Origin of the sequence: Azospira sp. APE16, from assembly GCF_047901315.1 — a bacterium.
GTDB classification, from domain to species: domain Bacteria; phylum Pseudomonadota; class Gammaproteobacteria; order Burkholderiales; family Rhodocyclaceae; genus Azospira; species Azospira oryzae.
In genome coordinates this window covers 2261061-2281710 of record NZ_CP179682.1, presented here as the reverse complement: position 1 = coordinate 2281710, position 20650 = coordinate 2261061, and the positions used below count along the sequence as shown (strand labels likewise).

Here is a 20650-nt window from a genome sequence, read left to right as displayed (position 1 = left end):
AATATTTTGCCTGGGGACTGCCCGATTCCGTTTCTCGCCGGTCATGGAAAGTGAAAGCCACTTTTTTTCGACCGTCTTTTCAGGAGTCTGCATGTCCCAACCAGCCCAGCGCCCCGGCCGCCGACAGGCCCGGCCCGCCTTCCGTCTCACCGCCCTGGCCCTCGCCCTCTGCTGTGCCGGGCCCCTGTGGGCCGACCCGGCCGCCGGCAAGGCCGGCATCCACCTGCAACAGCCGGCCCAGCCCCTGGGCCAGGCTCTGTCCCAGCTGGCGGCCAAGACCGGCCTGCTGCTGGGGGTGGATGCCAGCCTGGTGGCCGGCAAGACCGCCCCGGCCCTGGACGGCTGGTTTGCCCCCGATGCGGCCCTGGTCAAACTCCTCGCCGGCAGCGGCCTGGAAGCCGTGCCCGGCAGCGACGGCACCTACACCCTGCGCCGCCTGCCGGCCCGCAGCGAGGCTGCCCTGCCGGAAGTGAAGGTCACCGCCAGCGGCGATTATCTCTCCCTGCCGGCCCCCTACGCCGGTGGCCAGGTGGCCCGGGGCGCCCGCCTGGGCATGCTGGGTAACCGGGACGTGATGGACACGCCCTTCAGCATCACCGCCTATACCGCCGACGTGGTGGAAAACCAGCAGGCCCGCACCGTGGCCGACGTGCTGGCCAACGAGCCCTCCGCCCGTTACACCGTTTCCGCCGGCCACCTCTACGAGAACTTCCGCCTGCGCGGCTTCGACGTTTTCGCCGGCGACCTGTCGGTAAACGGCCTCTTCGGCATGACGCCCCAGGGCCACGTGCCGGTGGAGTTCCTGGAGCGGGTGGAAGTGCTGAAGGGCCCCGGCGCCATGTTCACCGGCATGCCTCCCGGCGGCGGTGTCGGCGGCGTGGTGAACCTGGTGACCAAGCGGGCGGCGGACGATCCCCTGACCCGGGTGACCGTGGACTACACCTCCGATTCCCAGATCGGCACCCATCTGGACCTGGGCCGCCGCTTCGGCCCCACCAAGCAGATTGGCCTGCGGGTCAATGCAGCCCACCGGGAAGGGGACACCACCACCGACGGCCAGCAAAAGAAGCGGGACTTCCTCTCCGTTGGCGCCGATTACCGGGGCGAGGCCCTGGTGCTGTCCGGCGACTTCTACTACAGCAAGGAGGAAATGAAGGGCGGCACGCCGGCCTCCGCCTACTGGTTCGCCGATTCCCTGCCGTCCCCCCTCAGCGCGCCCGATGCCAAGCAGAACCTGTTCCCCGGCGCCTACGGCACCCTGGAGAACATGGGCCTGATGCTGCGGGCCGACTACGAGATCAACGACAAGCTTTCCGTCTACGGCTCCCTGGGCACCCAGCATTACGACTACTGGGGCTTCATCAACGGCACCCACGCCCGCAACATCCAGGCCAACGGCAATTTCACCGGGGTGCTCACCGGCCAGTACGGCTTCAGCGATTCCGTCGCTTCCGAGATCGGCCTCAAGGGCCGCTTCAAGACCGGCGACGTGGGCCACGACGTGGTGGTGAGCACCTCCGGCCTGCTGCAGGAAAGCGGTTCCCTGACCAAGTCCGGCACCAGCTTCGCCTCCAACATCTACAACCCGGCGGCGGCCAACGTCGGCACCTTGCCCCGTAGCGCGCGCAAGACCGGCGAAACCACCCTGACCAGCCTGGCCATTGCCGACACCCTCTCCTTTCTCGACGAGAAGGTGCTGCTGACCCTGGGCCTGCGGGACCAGCGGGTGCGCACCCGCAACTTCAACGGCACCACCGGGGTGCAGACCTCCAGCTACGACAAGAGCACCGTGACGCCCTCCGTCGGCCTGGTGGTGAAGCCCTGGGCGGCACCGGTGTCCCTCTACGGCAACTACATCGAAGGCCTGAGCAAGGGCGACACGGTCACCGACGTTACCGCCACCAACTACGGTCATACCTTCGCCCCCTACAAGACCGAGCAGAAGGAAGTGGGGGTGAAGTGGGAAGCGGGCAAGTTTGCCAACACCGTCTCCCTCTTCGAACTGACCAAGCCGGGCATGATGAAGGTGGGCAATGCCTACACTGACGGCCAGGAACGCCGCCACCGCGGCATCGAGTGGAACACCTTCGGCGAGGTGAGCCGCAATGTGCGCCTGCTGGGCGGTGCCACCTATACCAAGGCGGAGCTGACCCGCACCCAGAACGGCACCTATGACGGCAACACCGCCATCGGCGTGCCCGAGTGGCAGGCCACCCTGGGCTCCGAATGGGATACGCCCTGGGTGAACGGCCTGACCCTGACCGGCCGCCTGACCTACAACGGCAAGTTCTACCTGAACGCAGCCAACACCCACCAGCTGCCGGCCTGGACCATCCTGGACCTGGGCGCCCGCTACACGACCCGGGTGGCCGAGCAGAAGGTGGTGTTCCGCGCCAACGTGAACAACGTCTTCGACAAGAACTACTTCTCCGGCAGCTTCTCCGACAGCTATTCCATGGCCACCATCGGCGCGCCCCGCAGCGTCAGCCTGTCGGCCTCGGTGGACTTCTGAGTCCGTTCCTCCCGCCCCCGGGCCGTGGCAATGGCCGGGGGCTCTTTTTTTCGAGGCATCCATGCAATCTATGAGCTTGTTGTCCCTGCGCCTGGGCCGCGGCCTTCTCCTGGGCCTGCTGCTGGTGCCCCTGCTGCCCCTGGGCGGCAGCCCGGCCCTGGCTCGCGACGAGGCCGCCTGGCGTCCGGTGGAACTGCCCCAGTCCCTGCAGCGGGACGTGACGTCCCGCCATACCGGCCGTACCTACCGGATTTTCGTCGCCAAGCCGGCCGGGGCCGCCCCTGCCGCCGGCTTCCCGGTGCTCTACGCCCTGGACGGCAATACGGCCTTTCCCACCCTGTCGGTGGTGGCTCGGCGCATGGCCGAGCGTGCCGCCGTCACTGGCGTGCCGCCCACCCTGGTGGTGGCCATCGGCTATCCGGGGTCCGCCGACGAGGCGGTGACGGCCCGGGCCGACGACTACACGCCGCCCCTGCCGCCCGGCCGGCCCAAATCCGAGCGGGGCGGCGAGCGTCAGGGTGGTGCCGACCGCTTCCTGGCCTTCATCGAGGAGGAGCTGAAGCCCCTCATCGCCGCCGAGTTCCCGGTGGATCCGGCGCGCCAGGGCCTGTTCGGCCATTCCTACGGCGGCCTGTTCGCCCTGCACGTGCTGTTCACCCGGCCCCAGGCCTTCCACACCTACGTCGCCGCCAGTCCCTCGGTCTGGTACGGCGACCGCTACCTGCGCCTGGAGCGGGAGCAACTGGCCGCCGGCGCCCGCCGCCAGGCCCAGGTGCTGATCACCGTCGGCGCCCGGGAGGACGATCCGCCCAGCGACAACCCGGATTCGCCCCGGGCCCGCCTCCTGGCCAGCCGCCCCATGGTCACCGACGCCCGGGAGATGGGCTTGTGGCTGGCCGGCGGCGCCCGCCTGGCCGGGCCGGTGCGCTACGAGGTGCTGGCCGGGGAGAACCACGGCTCGGTGATCCTGCCCTCCCTGACCCGGGCCCTGGCCTTCCTCGGCGATCCCGAGGCCATGGCGCCCTGAGGCCGCCCATTGCCGTGTTCGCCCTTTCCTTCGCCAACCGGGGCCCCTGGTCCCTTTTCGGATGCATTGCCATGCGTATCTACCAATCCTGGACCCAGGTCCTGAGCCGCGTTCTGGCGGCCGGCCTGGGGGGCTACGCGGCCGCCTGGGCCCTGGTCTTCGCCCTGGGGGTGTGGCTGCCCCTGGCCCGGGTCAGCCTGTGGTTCCTCATGGGCCAGATCCTGCCCGTCCCCCTGCTGCTGGCCCTGCTGTGGGCCTTTGCCGCCTCCAGCGCCGCCCGGGCCTGGGGTTGGCTGCTGGCCCTGGCGGCCCTGCTGGCCGGCCTCGGCTACCTGGGAAAGGTGCTGTCATGAAGGCCCCCACGTTCACCCAGTCCATGTCCTGGCTGCACACCTGGAGCGGTCTCCTCTTCGGCTGGCTGCTGGTGCCCATTTTCTTTACCGGCACCCTGGCCGTGTTCGAGCCGGAGATCAGCCACTGGATGCGCCCGGAAATCCGCCATGCCCCGGCCGAGCCGGCCCGGGCCCTGGCGGTGGCCGAGGCGCGCCTGCGTCAGGTGGGGGAGGGGGCGCCCATCTGGCGCGTGCAGATGCCCTCGTCCCGCCAGCCGGCGGTGGGCATCGTCTGGGGCAGCCGGGAGCAGACCCGGGAGGAAGTCCTGCATCCGCTAAGCGGCGAGGTGCTGCCGGTGCGGGCCACGGAAGGGGGCCATTTCTTCACCCACTTCCACGCCGAACTGGATGCGGGCAAGGTGGGGCGGGCCGTGGTCTGTTTGGTGGGGCTGGTGATGCTGGCGGCCCTGATCAACGGCATCGTGGTGCACAAGAAAATCTTCCAGGACTTCTTCACCTTCCGCCCCCAGTCTTCGGCCCAGCGCAGCTGGCTGGACGCCCATAACGTCCTCGGCGTCCTCGGCCTGCCCTTTCTCCTGCTCATCACCTATACCGGCGTGGTGATCCTGGTGGACAGCTACCTGCCCGCCGCCACCTACCATTTCTACGACGGCAAGGCCGGCGGCCCCCGGGGCGACGTGGTGCGCAGCTTCGAGCGCCGGCCGGCGGGCGTGGCGGCGCCCCTGCCGTCCCTGGCGCCCCTGCTGCAGGAGGCGGAGACGGTGCTGGGCGCCGGCCATGTGGGCTGGATCGGCATCCGCGCCCCCGGCGACCGGGAAGCCACGGTGCAGTTCATGCGCCATCTGGACGACCGCCTCGGCGCCGTGGCCGACCACATCACCTTCGCCGCGGTGAGCGGCTGGGAACTGGGGCGGCAGACCGAGTGGAACCCGGTGGCCTACGCCTTCCGCACCCAGGTGGGGCTGCACCTGGTCCATTTCGGCGGCTATCCGGCCCAGTGGCTGTATTTCCTCTCCGGCCTGGCCGGCACCGCCATGATGGCGGTGGGGCTGGTGCTGTTCACCATCAAACGGCGCAAGCGTCCCGGCCATGAATTCGGGGCCGCCACGGCCCGGGTCTATGGCGCCATTGAAAGCCTCAACGTGGCCACCGTGGCCGGAGTGATGCTGGCCAGCGCCGCCTTCCTCTGGGCCAACCGGCTGCTGCCGGCGGACCTGGCGGAGCGGGCGGCCTGGGAGATCGGCGCCTTCTTCGCCGTGTGGGCCCTGACCCTGGTCCATGCCGGCCTGCGTCCCCCCGGCGCGGCCTGGCGCGGGCAGCTCTACGCCGCCGGCCTGGCCTGGGCCCTGCTGCCTCTGTGCGACGTGGCCGGCGCCCCGGGGCTGCTGGATGCCATGCGCCTGGGGGTGGATTTGACCGCTCTCGTCGGCGGCCTGGCCCTGGTCTATCTGGGATGGCGGGTGAGCCGCCGTTTTGCCGCCGCAGCGGCCAAGGAGGCAGCATGAACATTTCCTGGTTGCACGCCGCCGCCAGTCTCGGCCTGGCCTATCTGGGCATGCTGGGCCTGTGCCTGGGCATGGCCCGCCACTACCGGCAGCGCTACCACCATCCCCTGACGCCGGGGCGGGGCCGGGTCCTGCGCCTGGCCGGCTGGAGCGGCTGCCTGCTGGCCCTGGCGCCCTGCCTTGCGGGCTGGGGCGCGGCCCAGGGCGTGGTGCTGTGGATCGGCCTGCTCTCCGCTGCGGCCACCGGCCTGGTGTTCCTGCTGGCCTGGCGGCCGCCCTGGTGCACCCGGGGCGGCGCCCTGGCCGTGCTGACGGTGCTGGCCTGGCTGGGGAGCCTGGCGTCCGGAGGGTAATAAAAAGTGCTTGCAATTAAATAGCGCGCTATTTAATATGGGCGCCATGGATGACAAGCCCAACAACGCCACCGCGCCAAGCCCGGCCTCCCTGCTGCTGCAGAACCAGTTCTGCTTCAGCCTGTATGCCACCACCCTGGCCATGCAGAAGGTCTATCGCAAGGTGTTGGGCCCCCTGGGCCTGACCTATCCCCAGTATCTGGTGATGCTGGTGCTGTGGGAGCGGGACGGCCTCACCGTGTCCGAGATCGGCGAGCCCCTGGGCCTGGATTCGGCCACCCTGACGCCCCTCTTGAAGCGCCTGGAGACGGCGGGCCTGCTCAGCCGCAGCCGGGCCGCCAGCGACGAGCGCCAGGTGGTGGTGAGCCTGAGCCAGGCGGGGCGGGATCTGCGTCGCCAGGCCGAGGCCGTGCCCGCCGCCATGCTCTGCGCCGCCGCCTGTTCCACCGACGAACTGGGCCGGCTCAAGGGCGAACTGGACGACCTGCGCCGGCGGCTGCAGGCCTATGGTTGAAGGTTGGCTAGGCGTAAAGCGCCGGCACAAGAGGGCCTCGCGGCCCTTTTCTTCCGGCAAATATATAGCGCGCGATTCAATAGCGATGCTTGATATTTTCATGGGCGGCGATGCGCCCGGACCGTTCCGAAGTCGTCGCAGGCAGTTCCCACTTTTCTAGGAGAAAGACCATGTCGATCGAAAAAGTGCTGTACCGGGCCCAGGCCCAAGTCACCGGCGGCCGTGACGGCCGTGCCGTCGGCGCCGACGGCCATCTGGAGGTGTCCCTGAGTACGCCCAAGGAGCTGGGCGGGGCCGGCGGTGCCGGCACCAATCCGGAGCAGCTTTTCGCCGCCGGCTATTCGGCCTGCTTCATGGGCGCCATGAAATTCGTTGCCGCCCGGGACAAGATCGCCTTCCCGGCCCAGGCCAGCATCGAGGGCCTGGTGGGCATCGGCGTCATCCCCGCCGGTTTCGGCATCGAGGTGGAACTGCGCATCGCCCTGCCGGGCCTGGAGCGGCAGGCGGCCGAGGACCTGGTGGCCAAGGCCCATCAGGTTTGCCCCTATTCCAACGCCACCCGGGGCAATATCGACGTCACCCTGACCCTGGTCTGAGGGTCTCGCGGGGCGGCGTTGCCGCCGCAGCAAAGCAGCCGCCGCGGCCTGGCCGTCGGCGGCTTTTTCATGGCCGCTTGGATGGGGTGGCCGGAGAGGCTCGCGGATAGGCGATCTCCGGCATGGCATGGCTGGGAAGTCCGCCGGGTGCGGCTTCCAGAGGATGGGGGAATGGGGGCGCTATGTTGCCGGCGGCTGGAAAGTCGTCAGAACTGCAGGGCGCCGGTGAGGGAGCCCACTTCTTCCGCCGCTTCGGCCAGGATGCCGCTCAGGGTTTCCTCCCCCAGCACCATGTCCAGATTGGCGCCGGCGCCCATGTCGGTACCGCCCGTGGCTGCGCCGCGGCTGTTGAAGCGGTGCAGGGGCGAGGGCACGGGGCACAGTTCCTCGGCCAGCAGCAGGGTGTCGCCGAGGGAGTGGGGCGGGATGGCGAGGAAGCCGTCCCAGTAGGCCTCGATGGCTTCTTGCACCGGTGCCGGCACTTCCAGCACCTGCAGTACGGCTCGGCCCAGGATCATTTCGCCGCCTTCCATCCAGGCGTCGAAATCCCCATCCAGCAGGCCGGGCTGGCGCTTGGCCTGGGACAGCAGGTAGAAGCCGCCGACCTCGTGCACGATGCCGGCGAACATGGCCGTTTCCCCATCCACCTTGGTCACCCGGCGGGCGATGACGTGGGCCAGGGCGGCCACATGGGCCGTGTGTTGCCACAGCTGGGCGGCCATGGTCTGCAAGGCGGGGTCGCTGGGGCTGCCGGACAGCTGGCGGGTGATGAGGGCCATGGCCAGGGCGCGCACGGTGCGAAAGCCCAGGCGGGCGACGGCGGTGCGCACGTCGGTGACGGGATTGCCGGCGCGGTTGTAGGTGACCGAGTTGGCCATGGCCACCACCCGGGCCGCCAGCAGGGGCTCGGCCTGCACCAGATGGGCGGCAGCTTCGATGTGGCATTCCGGATCGTCCAAGGCCTGCCGTACCTTGATGGCCACCTGGGCGCTGGTGGGAAAGGCGAGTTCGCCGTGGCCGACCCCGGCTGCCAGGGTGTTGAAGACTTCGAGCTTGTCCATGGCCCAGCATCATACCCCTGTGCCACGGGGCGTCCAGCCGCTGCGTCAAGAAGGGCCAATGCAAAACGGCGGCCCTGGGGCCGCCGTTTCCTTGTTGCGTCGATGCCGTGGGATCAGCGGATTTGCAGCAGGCTCTCGTCCCACTTGGCGTGCTTTTCGTAGCCCAGCAGGTTGGCCACGGTGGCGGCGATGTTGGAGAGACCGGCGCTTTCCGTCTGCTTCAGGGCCAGCTTGCCGCCGCTGACGTTGTCGTAAAGGATCAGCGGCACCGGGTTGAGGGTGTGGGCGGTCTTGGCCTTGAAGGAGCCGTCCGCATTGAGCTGGGGCTGCTTGGTCTTCTTGTCCAGCTCGAACATCTCGTCGGCGTTGCCGTGGTCGGCGGTGATCAGGGCCACCCCGCCCATGGCGTCGATCACCGGCAGGATGCGCTCCAGGGCCAGGTCCACCGCCTCGACGGAGAGGGTGGCGGCGCGGAAGTTGCCGGTGTGGCCCACCATGTCGCCGTTGGCGAAGTTGCAGCGCAGGGTCTTGTACTGGCCGCTCTTCAGGGCGGCGATCATGGCGTCGGCGATCTCGGCGGATTTCATCCAGGGCCGCTGCTCGAAGGGCACCACGTCGCTGGGCACTTCCTGGTAGGTCTCGCCCTCGAACTTGCCGGAGCGGTTGCCGTTCCAGAAGTAGGTGACGTGGCCGAATTTCTGGGTTTCGGAGCAGGCGAACTGGGTCACGCCGCTCTTGGCGAACCACTCGCCCATGGTGTCCTTGATGGCCGGCGGGGCCACCAGGAAGCGCTTGGGCAGCTGCAGGTCGCCGTCGTACTGCAGCATGCCGGCGTAGGTGACCTTGGGCGTGCGGACGCGGTCGAACTTGTCGAAATCCGCCTCCTCGAAGGCCCGGGTGATTTCGATGGCCCGGTCGCCGCGGAAGTTGTAGAAGACCACGGCGTCGCCGTCCTCGATGGTGCCGACGGGCTGGCCATTGGCGCCGATGACGAAAGGCGGCAGGTCCTGGTCGATGGTGCCGGGATGGCGCTGGCGCAGGGCCTTGACCGCTTCCGCGGTGCTGGCGAACTGCTCGCCCTGGCCCAGCACGTGGGTCTTCCAGCCGGCTTCCACCAGGGCCCAGTTGGCCTCGTAGCGGTCCATGGTGATGACCTGGCGGCCGCCGCCGGAGGCGATGCGGGCGTCGAAGGATGGGTCGGAAATCTCCGCCAGGAAAGCCTCGAAGGGCTCCACGTATTCCAGGGCGCTGGTCTCGGGCACGTCGCGGCCGTCCAGCAGGGCGTGGATGCGCACCGTCTTGACGCCTTCGGCCTTGGCCTGGAGCACCATGGCCTTGAGGTGGTCGATGTGGCTGTGCACGTTGCCGTCGGAGAATAGGCCGATGAAGTGCAGCACACCACGACCGGCCTTGGCCCCGGCGACGATCTCCTGCCAGGCCTGGCCCTGCCAGATGCTGCCGTCGGCGATGGCGCCCGCCACCAGGGCGGCGCCCTGGGCGTACACCTGGCCGGCGCCGATGGCGTTGTGGCCCACTTCGGAATTGCCCATGTCGTCGTCCGACGGCATGCCGACGGCGGTGCCGTGGGCCTTCAGGCGGATGTTCGGGCAAGTGGCGAAGAGCTTGTCCAGGGTGGGCTTCCTGGCGGCGGCGATGGCGCTGCCGACGTCGGTCTTGGGCAGGCCGTAGCCGTCCATGACGATGATGACCACGGGACCGGGCACGCCGGGGAAGGAGGAGAGCTTTTGCAGCATGGGGAAATCCTGGCAGAGCGATTCGGGAAAGGTCGGCAAGGCTGCGGCCCCGCCGAGGGCGCCCGTCAAAAAGCGGCAAGATGCGCCGCCGCGGCGCCGGGCGAAGTATCCTAGCCGGGAACCCATCAGTCAATCCGAGGAGCAGACATGGCAGTTCAGCAGACGGCAGCAGGCAGCACGGGTTTGGCCCTCAATCTGGCGCTCCAGGGCGGCGGCGCCCACGGCGCCTACAGCTGGGGTGTGCTCGACTGCCTGCTGGCGGACGGGCGCTACGGCTTCGACGGCATCAGCGGCACCAGCGCCGGCGCCATGAACGCCCTGGTGCTGGCCGACGGCCTGATGAAGGGCGGTCCCCAGTGGGCCCGCCTGGCCCTGGAAGAGTTCTGGCAGGCCATCGCCGACAGTGTGCCTCTGGATCTCTCCATGCCGGTGCAGGGCGGCGAAGGCCTGGCCCTGATGCCGGCCACCCGCATGATGCTCAACTGGACCCAGTACCTTTCGCCCTACCAGTTGAATCCCCTCAACTTCAATCCCCTGCGCCAGCTGCTCAAGGAGCGGGTGGATTTCGAGGGCCTGCGCCGGCACAGCCCGGTGCGCCTGTTCCTCGCCGCCACCAACGCCAACACCGGCAAGCTGCGCCTGTTCCGCAACGCCGAACTGAGCGTGGAGGCGGCCCTGGCCTCGGCCTGCCTGCCCATGATCCACCACGCCGTGGAAATCGACGGCGAGCCCTACTGGGACGGCGGCTATTCTGCCAACCCGGCGGTGTTCCCCCTGTTCTACGAATGCGACAGTCCGGAAATCCTGCTGGTGCTGCTGGCGCCGCCCACCTACGGCGAGGTGCCGACCACGGTGGAGGAAATCCGCGCCCGGGCCATGGAGCTGGCCTTCAACACCAGCGTGCTGCGGGAAATGCTGCTCTTCGCCAACGTCATCGACTTCTCCGAGCGCCTGGGCCTGGAGGCGGGGGGGCTGGAAAAACGCATCCTGCAGACCCATTTCCATCTCATCGAGGCGGCCGACCTGCTGCACCAGTTCGGCTCCGAAACCAAGGTGGCGGCCGACTGGCCCTTCCTGCTAAAGCTCCACGACCTGGGCTACGCCGCCGCCGAAGACTGGCTCAGGGCCCACAGCGGCGACATCGGGGTACGCAACTCCTTCGATTTGGCCCGGCGCTTCCGCCTCTAGGCTTGCCTATGCCGGTGCCGGGGCGGCAAGGCTAGAATAGGGGCCGTCAGCCGTTCATGTCCCCATCCTTTCCGCGAGACGCCATGTTCAAAAAAGATATCGACCTGATCCGCACCCTTCACGCACGCTACGGCCTGCAGGGCCCATTGCTGGATGCCGGGGGGCTGATCGCTCCCAGCATCGCCGACTACGATATCTCCATGGCCAAGGCCCTGGCCCTGGATCTGGACCTGGACGGCCACAAGTGGTCCATCAAGGTGCCCCACCCGGTGCAGAACGACCGCTATGTGCGGATCGAGCGTCCCTGGACCTTCATCGACCCGGCCTACGTCATCGCCAACCCGGAGTACGGGGACCCCTACATCGAGCAACTGCCGGAAAAATATGCGGACACCTTCAACACCGTGATCATGGTGTCGGTGTTCGAGCATGTGGAGAATCCCTACAAGGTTTCCGACGCCCTCTACAAGATCGTCAAGAAGGGCGGCTACCTGATCAATTCGGCGCCCTTCCTCTTTCCCTACCATCCCAGCCCGGAAGACAACTTCCGTTATTCGCCCGCCGCCCTGCGCCGCATTCATGAATCCAGCGGCTTCACCTGGGTGGAGGGGGATTTCCATATCAACCTCTCCGCCAAGGAAGGTATCGGCGATACCAATCCCCAGAACTACGGCGCCCCCCAGGGCATCATGGCCTGCTACGCGGTGTGCCGGAAGGATTGACCCACCTTGTGCCCAAGGGCCCGATGCTTCCCGGCATCGGGCCGTTTTTCTTTGAGGAGCCTGCCCCATGACAGCTGATCCCACCGATGCTTCCCCGGCGGCCCGGCACCAGCGCTGGTGCCAGCGCCGCCTGGCCGAACTGGATGCGCCGCAAGGCTGGCCCGGCCTGATCGGCCTCATCTGGCTGGAACCCGGCGACAACGCCGTGGGTGCCGGCGCCGACTGCCTGGTGCGCCTGCCCGACGGTCCGGAGCGCCTGGGGCTGCTGCGCTGGCAGGGCACCAGCATCACTTGGGAGCCCGCCGGCGGCGGGGTCCAGGCCCTGCAGACCGATGCCCAGGGGGAGCCGACGCCGGTGCGCAGCGGCACCTACCAGTTTTTCATCATCGAGCGGGAAGGCCGTCTGGCGGTGCGCCTGCGGGATCTGGAGTGGCAGGCGAAGCGGCCCTTCGCCGGGCTGGAGTGCCTGCCCTATACGCCGGCCTGGTCCATCGAGGCCGCCTGGGAAACCCTTGCCGAGCCTGTCACCATGGAAGTGCCGACGGTGACCGGCGAACTGAAGGCGGTGACGGTGCGGCACCGGGCGGTGTTCGACCACGCCGGGCAGACGGTGGCCCTGCTGCCCATGGAAACGGGAGAGGAGGGCGTCTTCTTCGTTTTCCGCGATGCCGGCAGCGGCCGCCTGACCTACGGCGCCGGCCGTTTCCTGCGCTGCCCGCCGCCTCAGGACGGCAAGGTGCTGCTGGACTTCAACCGGGCCTACAACCCGCCCTGCGCCTTCACCCCCTTCGCCACCTGCCCCCTGCCGCCGCCGGAGAACTGGCTGGGCTTTGCCGTCGAGGCCGGCGAACTGAAATACCGGGGCGGCCACTGAGGCTCCCGTAGCCATCCTGCTTGGAGAGAAAAAGATGCGTGTCGCCGTTCCCCTGTCCCAGGCCTACAAGCTGCTCAACCACGGCCCCGTGACCCTGGTCAGCAGCGCCAACCAGGGACGCCGCAACGTCATGGCGGCCTCCTGGGCCATGCCCCTGGATTTTTCGCCGCCCAAGGTGGCGGTGGTGATCGACAAGGGCGCCCATACCCGGGGCCTGGTGGAAGGCTCCGGTGAATTCGTGCTGGGCATTCCCGGCCGGGCCCTGGCCGGGGCGGTGGTGGCCGTGGGTTCTTGCAGCGGCCGCGACGGGGACAAGTTCGCGCGCCTGGGGCTGGCCACGGCGCCGGCGGAAAAGGTGGGGGCGCCCCTGGTGGAGGGCTGTGCCGCCTGGCTGGAATGCCGGGTGCTGCCGGAAGCTCACAACCAGCAGGCCTACGACCTTTTCCTGGCCGAGGTGGTGGCGGCCTGGGCCGATGACCGGGCCTTCCGGGACGGCCGCTGGCTGTTCGCGGCGGAGGAACTGCGCACCCTGCATTACGTGGCGGGCGGGCAGTTCTTCCTCACCGGCGACAGCCTGGAAGTGCCGGCCTAAGGCCCGGCGCGGCCCCTGGGCGGGGCCGGGAGAAGGGAAGCGAAGGGGCGAAGAGCCGCCGCTGGGGGCGGCTCCGGCTCAGTGCTGGTGGGGGATGCCGGCGGCTTCGAAGGCGTAGCTGCCTTCGGGCGGGGCGCAGTGGAAGCAGGGGGCGTGGGCGGTGTTGCCCAGGCCCAGGACCTGCTGGGCCAGGAGGCGGGCCACCTCGGGCTGGCCGGCGCAGGCCTCGCGGATGACGGATTCGATTTCCACCTCGGTTTGCTGCGACTGCACATGACTCAGTCGCTGCAGGAGGGAGGTCAGTTGTTGGCGTTCAATGGCGTTCATGGCTGGCTCCTCAGGCGATACGGCTTCGGGATGAGGTCGATTCTGCGCCTGTTGAATGTTGCAATGCAACAAGTTTAGGCCAGGCATTTGATCCAGGTTGATACAGTGTGTAACAGGAGCCGCAGCTACTGGCGGAAAAACTGCCGCGGCGACTGGCCGAAAGCCCGCTTGAACATGGCAGAGAAGGCGCTGGGGCTGGCGTAGCCCAGTTCCGCCGCCACCGCCCCCAGGCTGCGGCCCTGGGCCACCAGGGCGGCGGCCCGGGACAGGCGCAGCTGCTGGCGCCAGGCGCCGAAGGGCATGGCCAGCTCCTTCTGGAAGAGGCGGGCCAGGGTGCGGCTGCTGGCGCCGACCCGGGCGGCCCAGGCCTCCAGGCTGAGGTCCGCCGCGGGCTGGTCGAGCAGGGCCTGGCAGAGGGCCATCAGGCGCCGGTCCCGGGGCAGGGGCAGGCCCAGGGAGAGGGGCTTGGCCTGGCGCATCTCCTCCACCAGCAGGGCCGTCATCAGGCCGCGCCGGGGTTCGGCGGGGGCAGGGCTGGCAGCCAGGGCCTCGCTCAGGGCCCGCATGACGTCGGAGATCTCCACCACCCGGCAGGAATCCAGGGGCAGGGGGGCCGCCGCCGCATCCACGTAGAGGGTGCGCAGCTCCACCTGGCCCAGCATGACCACGGTGTGGGCCACCTGGGGCGGAATCCAGATGGCCCGCAGGGGCGGCACGATCCAGGCCATGTCGGCGGTGGCCAGGCGGATGGTGCCGGCGATGGGGTAGGCCAGCTGGGCCCAGTCGTGGCTGTGCCAGGGGATTTCCACGTCGGCCGGCGCCTTGCGCAGGTTCACCGTGACCGGCTCGGCGGCGCTGGGGGGCCGGCGGGGCCAGGGATCGTAGGGCAGGCGCGGCTGGGCGGCGGGCATGGGCGTCTTCCGGAGGGAGCGGGTTGGGGGCGGCATCTGCCGGCTGGAATCGGGCCGGAGCGGGTTGGTGCTGGGGCCGGGCCAGCGCCGGCCCGGGGCGGTACGGTCAGCAGTACGGCTGGCCGGATTACGATAATTATTGTCCGTCTGGCGCATTTCTGCCAGGGGGCGGGAGGGTTAGCATGCCAGCCTGTTTTCCATCATCAGGAGCCGGGCCCATGGGTACCGATAGCAACGCCGCCGTGGCATCCCCCGAACCTGTGGCGCTCGCTGCCGCCGTCACCGACACGACTGCCGCCCCTGCCGGCGCTGAAGCAGGCGAGACCGCCAGACTGCAGCGCCGGCGCGAATACGCCACCATCAGCGTGGTGGGCTTCGCTCACGGCGTCTCCCATTTCTTCCATCTCCTGCTGGCGCCCCTCTTTCCCTGGCTGATGCAGGAGTTCGGCCTCAGCTTCACCCAGGTGGGGGCCACCATGACCCTCTTCTTCGTCGTTTCCGGCATCGGCCAGGCCCTGGCCGGCTTCGCCGTGGACCGGCTGGGGGAGCGGCGGGTGCTGTTCTTCGGCGTCTCCTGCCTGGCGGCCGCCGGCGTGGCTTTGGCCCTGGCCCACAGCTATGCCGGCCTGTTTCTGGCTGCCGGCCTGGCGGGGCTGGGCAATGCGGTGTTCCATCCGGCGGACTTCACCCTGCTCAACCGCCATGTTTCCGCGGCCCGCCTGGGCCATGCCTTCTCCATTCACGGCCTTTCCGGCAACCTGGGCTGGGCGGCGGCACCGGCCTTCCTCACCGGCATCGCGGCCCTGGCCGGCTGGCGCGGCGCCGCCCTGGGCGCCGGCGCGGTGGCCCTGCTGGCCCTCGGCCTGCTGGTCTGCTTCCGCCATCTGCTGGCCGATCCGCCCCATGGAGCAAGCCGGCACGACGGGGCTGCCGGCTCCCCCTTCGCCTTCCTTGGCTGCGGCCCCGTGTGGCTGTGCTTTGGCTTCTTCCTGTTTACCACCACCGCCTTCGGCGCCTTCCAGAATTTCGGCTCGCCGGTGCTGCAGCAGGTTTATGGTCTTTCCGTGGGCCTGGCGGCCAGCGCCATCACCGCCTTTCTCCTGGGCGGGGCCGGCGGCATGGCCCTGGGCGGCTTTCTCGCCGGCAAGGCCATGGCCCACGACCGGCGCATCGCCCTGATCCTGTCCACGGCGGCCCTGCTGGCCCTGTTGCTGGCCAGCGGTGCCGTGCCTGGTGCCCTGGTGCCGCTGCTGATGGCCTGCATCGGCTTTTGCAACGGCCTGGCTGGCCCTTCCCGGGACCTGCTGGTGCGCCGGGCGGCGGCGGCCCGTTTCGGCCAGCAGGCTTTCGGCCGGGTCTACGGTTTCGTCTATTCGGGGCTGGATACGGGGCTGGCCCTGTCGCCCCTGCTGTTCGGGCCCATGCTCGATGCCGGCCATTTCGCCAGCGTGCTGGTGGGGGTGGCCATCCTCCAGTCCATCGCCGTGCTGACGGCTCTGGGGGTGGGGCGGCGCCAGGTTTGAAAAAACTGGAGTCGCCGGGCCACAGAGGCCTCAGCGGTCATCGCAGGGATGGGGCTGTTGTGTGACTGGCCAGGCCCGGTTCAGAGGCCTGGCCGGAACGGCAGAAGGGACGGCCATCTTGGCCTGATGCAGGTGGAGAGGTCCGTGGATATTGCCTCTCCGCCCTGCCTGTTTTTCGGGATCAGGCGTCCAGGGTCACCAGGGTCTGGCGGCCCCACCAGGAGGCGCCGGGGGCCACCACCACCGGTTTGCCCACGGCCACGGCCTCGACGCACAGCATGTGGCGGAAACCGTTGGCCGGCATGTCCTTGAGGCTGGCGCAGCGGTGTTCCCAGGGGTTCCACACCACCACGTCGGGAAAGCCCTCGCTGGCGATGGCCAGGGCCTGGCGTCCGTCCTTCAGCAGCAGGGGGCGGGGCACGTCCAGATAAGCCTGGTCCACCTCGTCATCCACCATCAGTTCCGGGCCGGTCTCGACCTTGGTCTCCTGGCTGCCGGGAAGCTGGCGGCGGCTGCCGTGGAGGCCGGTGAGGGTGACGTTCTCCACTTCCTTGACGCGCAGATAGGTGTGCAGGCCGCCGGTGAATTCCAGGGGTTCGCTGCCCGGATTCTCCACTTCCAGTTCGATGTCCAGGCGGTCGCGGGTCAGGGCCACGGTCAGCTCGGCGCGGAAGTCGTGGGGCCACAGGGCCCGGCTGGCGTCGTCGGCCGTGAGGCTGTAGACGGCGCAGGCGAAGCCGCCTTCTTCCGCTTCCGGCTGTTCGCGCCACTCTTCCAGGGTCCAGGTGGCGGTGCGGGCGAAACCGTGCTTGGGCAGGGGGCCGCGCTCGGCGAACTGGGGAAAGATCACCGGGACGCCGCCACGGATGGGGACGCTGCCGCCGAAGTCGGCCTGGGGGCTGAGATAGAGGCGCTCGCCGCCGCCGGCGGGGACCCAGGACAGGGCCTGGGCGCCGAAGGCGCTGATGACGGCGGTGCTGCCGTCGGGCAGGGTGAGGCGGACGGCGTCGAGGCCGTGGAAGGTGGTGTTGCCGAGTTTCTGGGATGCCGACATGGGGAGCGCTGGGAGAAAGGGCGGGGCGCTATTGTAGCCGGGCGGCGGCGGCTCCGCCCGGCGGCCTGTAGCGGGGCGCCGGGCGCGGCTGCTGGCGGCGCCCGGTGCGGTGTTTCAGGCGCCCTTGCGGCGGGAGGCGCTGCGGGGCTTGCTGCCGTTGTCTTCGTTCGCGGCACTTTCCTCGGCCAGGCTGGCCTCGATCTGGGTGGCCGCCTGGGCGGCGGTGTGGGAGGCGTTGGCGGCCAGGTGGCCCAGGGTGTGGTCCAGCTGGGTGACGCTCTGCTGGAACAGGTTCACCGCCGGCAGGATTTCCGCCGGCAGGCCCTTGCCGGCCTTTTCGATGCTGTGGGCGACGAAGGCGCTGAGGCCGTGGCTGTGGCCTTCGAAGAAGCGGATGGCCTCTTCCTGCAGGGCCATCAGGGCGCCCAGGCCTTCCTGGGTCAGGGCCAGGGAGTGGCGGTGCAGGGTGTCGCCGGTCTTGCCGGCGTCCAGGCGGGGCAGGGCGCCATCGTCCGCCTGCAAGGATTCGAGCAGGTCCTGGCGGGCGGCGCTGCAGATGTCCAGGGTGCGGTGGCCGGAATCGAGCAGCAGGCCGGCGATGCTGGAGAAGGCGTTGAGGGAGCCCTGGTGCAGGGCGGCGGTGGCGGGTTGCAGGTCGTACATGGCGGCTGTCTCCTGGTTGGGGGGCTTCCTTTTTTAGCACCCCCACATGACAGCGGCGTGACCGCCGGGCCTAGGTCGTGGCCGCCACTTCGGCGTGGCGGAAACAGTCGGTGGTGTGGTCGTTCACCATGCCCGTGGCCTGCATGAAGGCGTAGCAGATAGTGGAGCCGACGAACTTGAAACCGCGCTTGGCCAGGGCCTTGCTCATGGCGTCCGATTCGGCGGTGCGGGTCGGCGCCTCGGCGATGCTGGCCCAGCGGTTCTGCCGCGGCGCGCCGCCGACGAACTGCCACAGGTAGGCGGCGGCATCGCCTTCTTCCTCGCATAGCTGCAGCCAGGCCCGGGCGTTCTGGATGAAGGCGGCCACCTTGAGCCGGTTGCGCACGATGCCCGGGTCCGCCAGCAGGCTGGCCACCTTGGCCTCGTCGTAGGCCACCATGCGCCGGGGATCGAACTGGTCGAAGGCGAGGCGGTAGGTTTCCCGCTTTTTCAGGACGGTGATCCAGGAGAGACCGGCCTGGGCCCCTTCCAGCAGGAGGAATTCGAAGAGCCGGGCGGGGTCCCGCAGGGGCACGCCCCACTCGGTGTCGTGGTAATGCTGGTAGAGCGGGTCATCGCTGACCCAGGCGCAGCGGCAGGGCATGGTCGGCTCCTCGGGATGAGCCGGCAGTGTAACGCCCCGACCTGGGGAAAACACCGGGGCGGGGCACTTTTTCGCCCCGGGAAGGTTCATACTCTTGAAAACGGCGGGTGGCACTCCCATGTGGGAGATGAAGATGCGGAAAGGATGAATGGCCGCCCTTCGTTTTAACACGAGAGGACCCGATCATGGACACGTTCTACAGCAGCGACGAGTATTCGGTTCTGGCCTACCCGGCCCAGTACGGTTTCGAGTTGGTAGACAAGACCGGGAACCGCTCCCTGTTCATTCAGGGCGTGCGGGCGGAGCAGTTCCACCGGGCCATCCGGGAAGTGGTGGGCGAAGGGACGGACACGGAAACCGTGGACGACTTTCTCGCCGACTATTGTGCCGGTGCCGCCCAGCCCATCGTGTTCCAGTAGACCGGAACAGTCCTGAATGAAAAACGGCGGACCCGCGGGTCCGCCGTTTTTTTGCCGTAGCCGGGGGGGCTCAGCCCTTCAGGTCGGGGAAGTCTTCCTCGAAGAATTCCCACTCGCCCTTTTCGTTGGCATTGCGGCGCTTGGCCTCGTTGGCCCGCAGCTCGACGCGCCGGATCTTGCCGGAGATGGTCTTGGGCAGGTCGGAGAACTCCAGGCGGCGGATGCGCTTGTAGGGAGCCAGGTTGGCGCGCAGGAAGGTGAAGATGTCCTTGGCCAGTTCCTTGGACGGCTTCTCGCCGTTGCGCAGGATGACGTAGGCCTTGGGCACGGCCAGGCGCACCGGATCGGGGGAGGGAACCACCGCTGCCTCGGCCACGGCCGGGTGCTCGATCAGCACGGATTCCAGCTCGAAGGGGGAGATGCGGTAGTCGGAGGCCTTGAACACGTCGTCCGCCCGGCCCACGTAGGTGATGTAGCCGTCCTCGTCCTTGGTGGCCACGTCGCCGGTGTGATAGACGCCGTCGCGCATCACTTCGGCGGTCTTCTCGGCGTCGCCGGAGTAGCCCACCATCAGGCCCAGGGGGCGCGGGTTGAGCTTGAGGGAAATCTCGCCCTCGGCAGCCTCGTTGCCTTCGCTATCCACCAGCACCACCTGGTAGCCCGGCAGGGGGCGGCCCATGGAACCGGGCTTGAGAGGCTGGCCCGGGGTGTTGCCGATCTCGGCGGTGGTTTCGGTCTGGCCGAAACCGTCGCGGATGGTGATGTTCCAGGCGTTCTGCAGCTGCTCGATGATTTCCGGGTTGAGGGGCTCACCGGCACCGATCAGTTCGCGGATCTTCAGGCGGCCCTTATAGGCGGCCAGGTCTTCCTGGATCATCATGCGCCACACGGTGGGGGGAGCGCACATGGTGGTGACCTGGTACTTCTCCAGCACATTGAGCATGGACTTGGCGGAGAAGCGGCTGTAGTTGTAGAGGAAGATGCAGGCGCCGGCATTCCAGGGGGCGAAGAAGCAGCTCCAGGCGTGCTTGGCCCAGCCCGGGGAGGAAATGTTGAGGTGGATGTCGCCGGGCTGCAGGCCGATCCAGTACATGGTGGACAGGTGGCCCACCGGGTAGCTCTGGTGGGTGTGCAGCACCAGCTTGGGCTTGGAGGTGGTGCCGGAGGTGAAATACAGCAGCAGGGGGTCGGAAACCTTGGTGGCGGCATCCGGGGTGTACTCGGCGGAGGTGGTGTGGCTGTCCTTGAAGGACTTCCAGCCGGCGGGTTCGCCGCCGACGCAGATGCGGGTGTAGTCGCCGGCCAGGTCGGTGAACTTGTCGGTGTGGGCCGCGCCGATGATGACGTGCTTGACCTGGCCCCGGTCCAGGCGGTCGCGCAGGTCTTCGGGGGTGAGCAGGGTGGTGGCGGGAATCAGCACGGCGCCCAGCTTGATACAGCCGAGCATGGTTTCCCACAGGGGCACTTCATTGCCCAGCATCATCAGGATGCGGTCGCCTCGCTTGACGCCCTGGGCCTTGAGCCAGTTGGCCACCTGGTTGGAACGGGCGGACATCTGGGCGAAGGAAATCTTGTGCTCGGTGCCGTCTTCCTCAACGATCCACAGGGCGGGCTTGTCGTTACCCTTGGCCATGACGTCGAAGTGGTCCAGGGCCCAGTTGAACTCGGTCAGCTGGGGCCACTGGAAGCCGTTGTAGGCGGTGGTGTAGTCGGTGCGGTGGGCCAGCAGGAAGTCGCGGGCCTTGAGAAAGGCTTCAGTAGCAGACAACTTGTTCTCCTCTGTTTTGTCGTTCAGTGTGAAAAGGCAACGCCGGATTGCTCCGGTACAACCCGCGACAGAACAGGGAGAACGGACCGGCCTGTGTGGTCAGGTGGTCCTGAGATCGAGAAGCGGCCGACGACGGCCCGACTCCCCCCTGCCCGGATCGCGTAACGCGTTTTATATTGTTTATTGACGTTGACGTTAACGTAATGAAATCGCCAGTGTCAAGGCGGGGCGGGCCCACGGGGGCGGCCGCAGAATTTCCGGGGAGTTGGGCTATAATCCAGGCCTTGCGTT

At 68.4% G+C, this 20650-nt stretch carries 21 protein-coding genes; 13 read left to right on the top strand and 8 right to left on the bottom strand.

Features of this window, described 5'->3' with window-relative positions; genetic code table 11:
• The first annotated feature begins 91 nt into the window (after positions 1–91).
• The 7 genes from ACLSSQ_RS10930 to ACLSSQ_RS10900 all read left to right on the top strand — a co-directional run bounded on the left by ACLSSQ_RS10930 (position 92) and on the right by ACLSSQ_RS10900 (position 6860).
• Positions 92–2512: a TonB-dependent siderophore receptor gene (locus tag ACLSSQ_RS10930; protein WP_416242682.1), complete on the top strand. Its 2421-nt coding sequence runs from the start codon at positions 92–94 to the stop codon at positions 2510–2512.
• 61 nt (positions 2513–2573) lie between these two features.
• Complete coding sequence (locus ACLSSQ_RS10925) at positions 2574–3539, top strand: alpha/beta hydrolase (protein ID WP_416242681.1); 966 nt, start codon at positions 2574–2576, stop codon at positions 3537–3539.
• Between the two features lie 71 nt (positions 3540–3610).
• Positions 3611–3892, top strand: coding sequence for an iron transporter (locus tag ACLSSQ_RS10920; RefSeq protein ID WP_165397437.1), 282 nt, complete (start codon positions 3611–3613; stop codon positions 3890–3892).
• The gene (locus ACLSSQ_RS10915) at positions 3889–5397 is read left to right on the top strand and encodes a PepSY-associated TM helix domain-containing protein (protein WP_416242680.1); all 1509 of its coding nucleotides are present in this window, start codon (positions 3889–3891) and stop codon (positions 5395–5397) included. Before ACLSSQ_RS10920 ends, ACLSSQ_RS10915 begins: the two co-directional genes overlap by 4 nt.
• On the top strand, positions 5394–5750 hold the full coding sequence (locus ACLSSQ_RS10910) for a DUF3325 domain-containing protein (RefSeq protein WP_014237231.1): 357 nt from the start codon (positions 5394–5396) through the stop codon (positions 5748–5750). The genes ACLSSQ_RS10915 and ACLSSQ_RS10910 overlap by 4 nt, the downstream gene beginning before the upstream one ends.
• A gap of 46 nt (positions 5751–5796) precedes the next feature.
• Positions 5797–6264, top strand: a complete 468-nt coding sequence (locus tag ACLSSQ_RS10905) for a MarR family winged helix-turn-helix transcriptional regulator (protein WP_416242679.1) — start codon at positions 5797–5799, stop codon at positions 6262–6264.
• A 170-nt stretch (positions 6265–6434) separates the two neighbouring features.
• Positions 6435–6860, top strand: a complete 426-nt coding sequence (locus ACLSSQ_RS10900; RefSeq protein WP_416242678.1) for an organic hydroperoxide resistance protein — start codon at positions 6435–6437, stop codon at positions 6858–6860.
• A gap of 206 nt (positions 6861–7066) precedes the next feature.
• Here the strand turns inward: ACLSSQ_RS10900 and ACLSSQ_RS10895 are convergent, their stop codons facing one another.
• Positions 7067–7921, bottom strand: coding sequence for an HDOD domain-containing protein (locus ACLSSQ_RS10895; RefSeq protein ID WP_416242677.1), 855 nt, complete (start codon positions 7919–7921; stop codon positions 7067–7069).
• A gap of 113 nt (positions 7922–8034) precedes the next feature.
• Positions 8035–9675 carry a 2,3-bisphosphoglycerate-independent phosphoglycerate mutase gene (gene gpmI / locus ACLSSQ_RS10890; RefSeq protein ID WP_416242676.1) on the bottom strand — a complete coding sequence of 547 codons (1641 nt, stop codon included), beginning with the start codon at positions 9673–9675 and terminating at the stop codon, positions 8035–8037.
• 147 nt (positions 9676–9822) lie between these two features.
• On the opposite strand from gpmI, the gene ACLSSQ_RS10885 reads away from it, so the two are divergent.
• The 4 genes from ACLSSQ_RS10885 to ACLSSQ_RS10870 all read left to right on the top strand — a co-directional run bounded on the left by ACLSSQ_RS10885 (position 9823) and on the right by ACLSSQ_RS10870 (position 13051).
• Entirely contained in the window at positions 9823–10863 is a 1041-nt protein-coding gene (locus ACLSSQ_RS10885) for a patatin-like phospholipase family protein (protein WP_014237236.1), read from the top strand.
• 83 nt (positions 10864–10946) lie between these two features.
• Positions 10947–11585 (top strand): methyltransferase domain-containing protein, encoded by a 639-nt coding sequence (locus ACLSSQ_RS10880; protein WP_014237237.1) that lies wholly within the window; start codon positions 10947–10949, stop codon positions 11583–11585.
• 67 nt (positions 11586–11652) lie between these two features.
• Positions 11653–12459, top strand: a complete 807-nt coding sequence (locus ACLSSQ_RS10875) for a DUF1684 domain-containing protein (protein ID WP_416242675.1) — start codon at positions 11653–11655, stop codon at positions 12457–12459.
• 34 nt (positions 12460–12493) lie between these two features.
• Positions 12494–13051, top strand: a complete 558-nt coding sequence (locus tag ACLSSQ_RS10870) for a flavin reductase family protein (RefSeq protein WP_416242674.1) — start codon at positions 12494–12496, stop codon at positions 13049–13051.
• A 78-nt stretch (positions 13052–13129) separates the two neighbouring features.
• Here ACLSSQ_RS10870 and ACLSSQ_RS10865 read toward each other — a convergent pair whose 3' ends face one another.
• Positions 13130–13378, bottom strand: coding sequence for a hypothetical protein (locus ACLSSQ_RS10865; RefSeq protein ID WP_014237240.1), 249 nt, complete (start codon positions 13376–13378; stop codon positions 13130–13132).
• A gap of 125 nt (positions 13379–13503) precedes the next feature.
• Complete coding sequence (locus ACLSSQ_RS10860; RefSeq protein ID WP_014237241.1) at positions 13504–14289, bottom strand: AraC family transcriptional regulator; 786 nt, start codon at positions 14287–14289, stop codon at positions 13504–13506.
• 218 nt (positions 14290–14507) lie between these two features.
• Here ACLSSQ_RS10860 and ACLSSQ_RS10855 point away from each other — a divergent pair, with 218 nt between their 5' ends.
• Positions 14508–15812, top strand: a complete 1305-nt coding sequence (locus ACLSSQ_RS10855) for an MFS transporter (protein WP_416242673.1) — start codon at positions 14508–14510, stop codon at positions 15810–15812.
• Between the two features lie 181 nt (positions 15813–15993).
• Here the strand turns inward: ACLSSQ_RS10855 and ACLSSQ_RS10850 are convergent, their stop codons facing one another.
• The 3 genes from ACLSSQ_RS10850 to ACLSSQ_RS10840 all read right to left on the bottom strand — a co-directional run bounded on the left by ACLSSQ_RS10850 (position 15994) and on the right by ACLSSQ_RS10840 (position 18172).
• On the bottom strand, positions 15994–16866 hold the full coding sequence (locus tag ACLSSQ_RS10850; RefSeq protein ID WP_416242672.1) for a D-hexose-6-phosphate mutarotase: 873 nt from the start codon (positions 16864–16866) through the stop codon (positions 15994–15996).
• Between the two features lie 114 nt (positions 16867–16980).
• Positions 16981–17529, bottom strand: coding sequence for a hypothetical protein (locus tag ACLSSQ_RS10845; RefSeq protein WP_416242671.1), 549 nt, complete (start codon positions 17527–17529; stop codon positions 16981–16983).
• Positions 17530–17599: 70 nt separating this feature from the next.
• Positions 17600–18172, bottom strand: a complete 573-nt coding sequence (locus ACLSSQ_RS10840; protein WP_014237245.1) for a DNA-3-methyladenine glycosylase I — start codon at positions 18170–18172, stop codon at positions 17600–17602.
• A gap of 185 nt (positions 18173–18357) precedes the next feature.
• Between ACLSSQ_RS10840 and ACLSSQ_RS10835 the strand changes: the two genes are divergently transcribed.
• On the top strand, positions 18358–18591 hold the full coding sequence (locus ACLSSQ_RS10835) for a DUF3567 family protein (RefSeq protein ID WP_014237246.1): 234 nt from the start codon (positions 18358–18360) through the stop codon (positions 18589–18591).
• Positions 18592–18661: 70 nt separating this feature from the next.
• Here the strand turns inward: ACLSSQ_RS10835 and ACLSSQ_RS10830 are convergent, their stop codons facing one another.
• Positions 18662–20359 (bottom strand): AMP-binding protein, encoded by a 1698-nt coding sequence (locus tag ACLSSQ_RS10830; RefSeq protein WP_416242670.1) that lies wholly within the window; start codon positions 20357–20359, stop codon positions 18662–18664.
• Between the last annotated feature and the right edge of the window lie 291 nt (positions 20360–20650).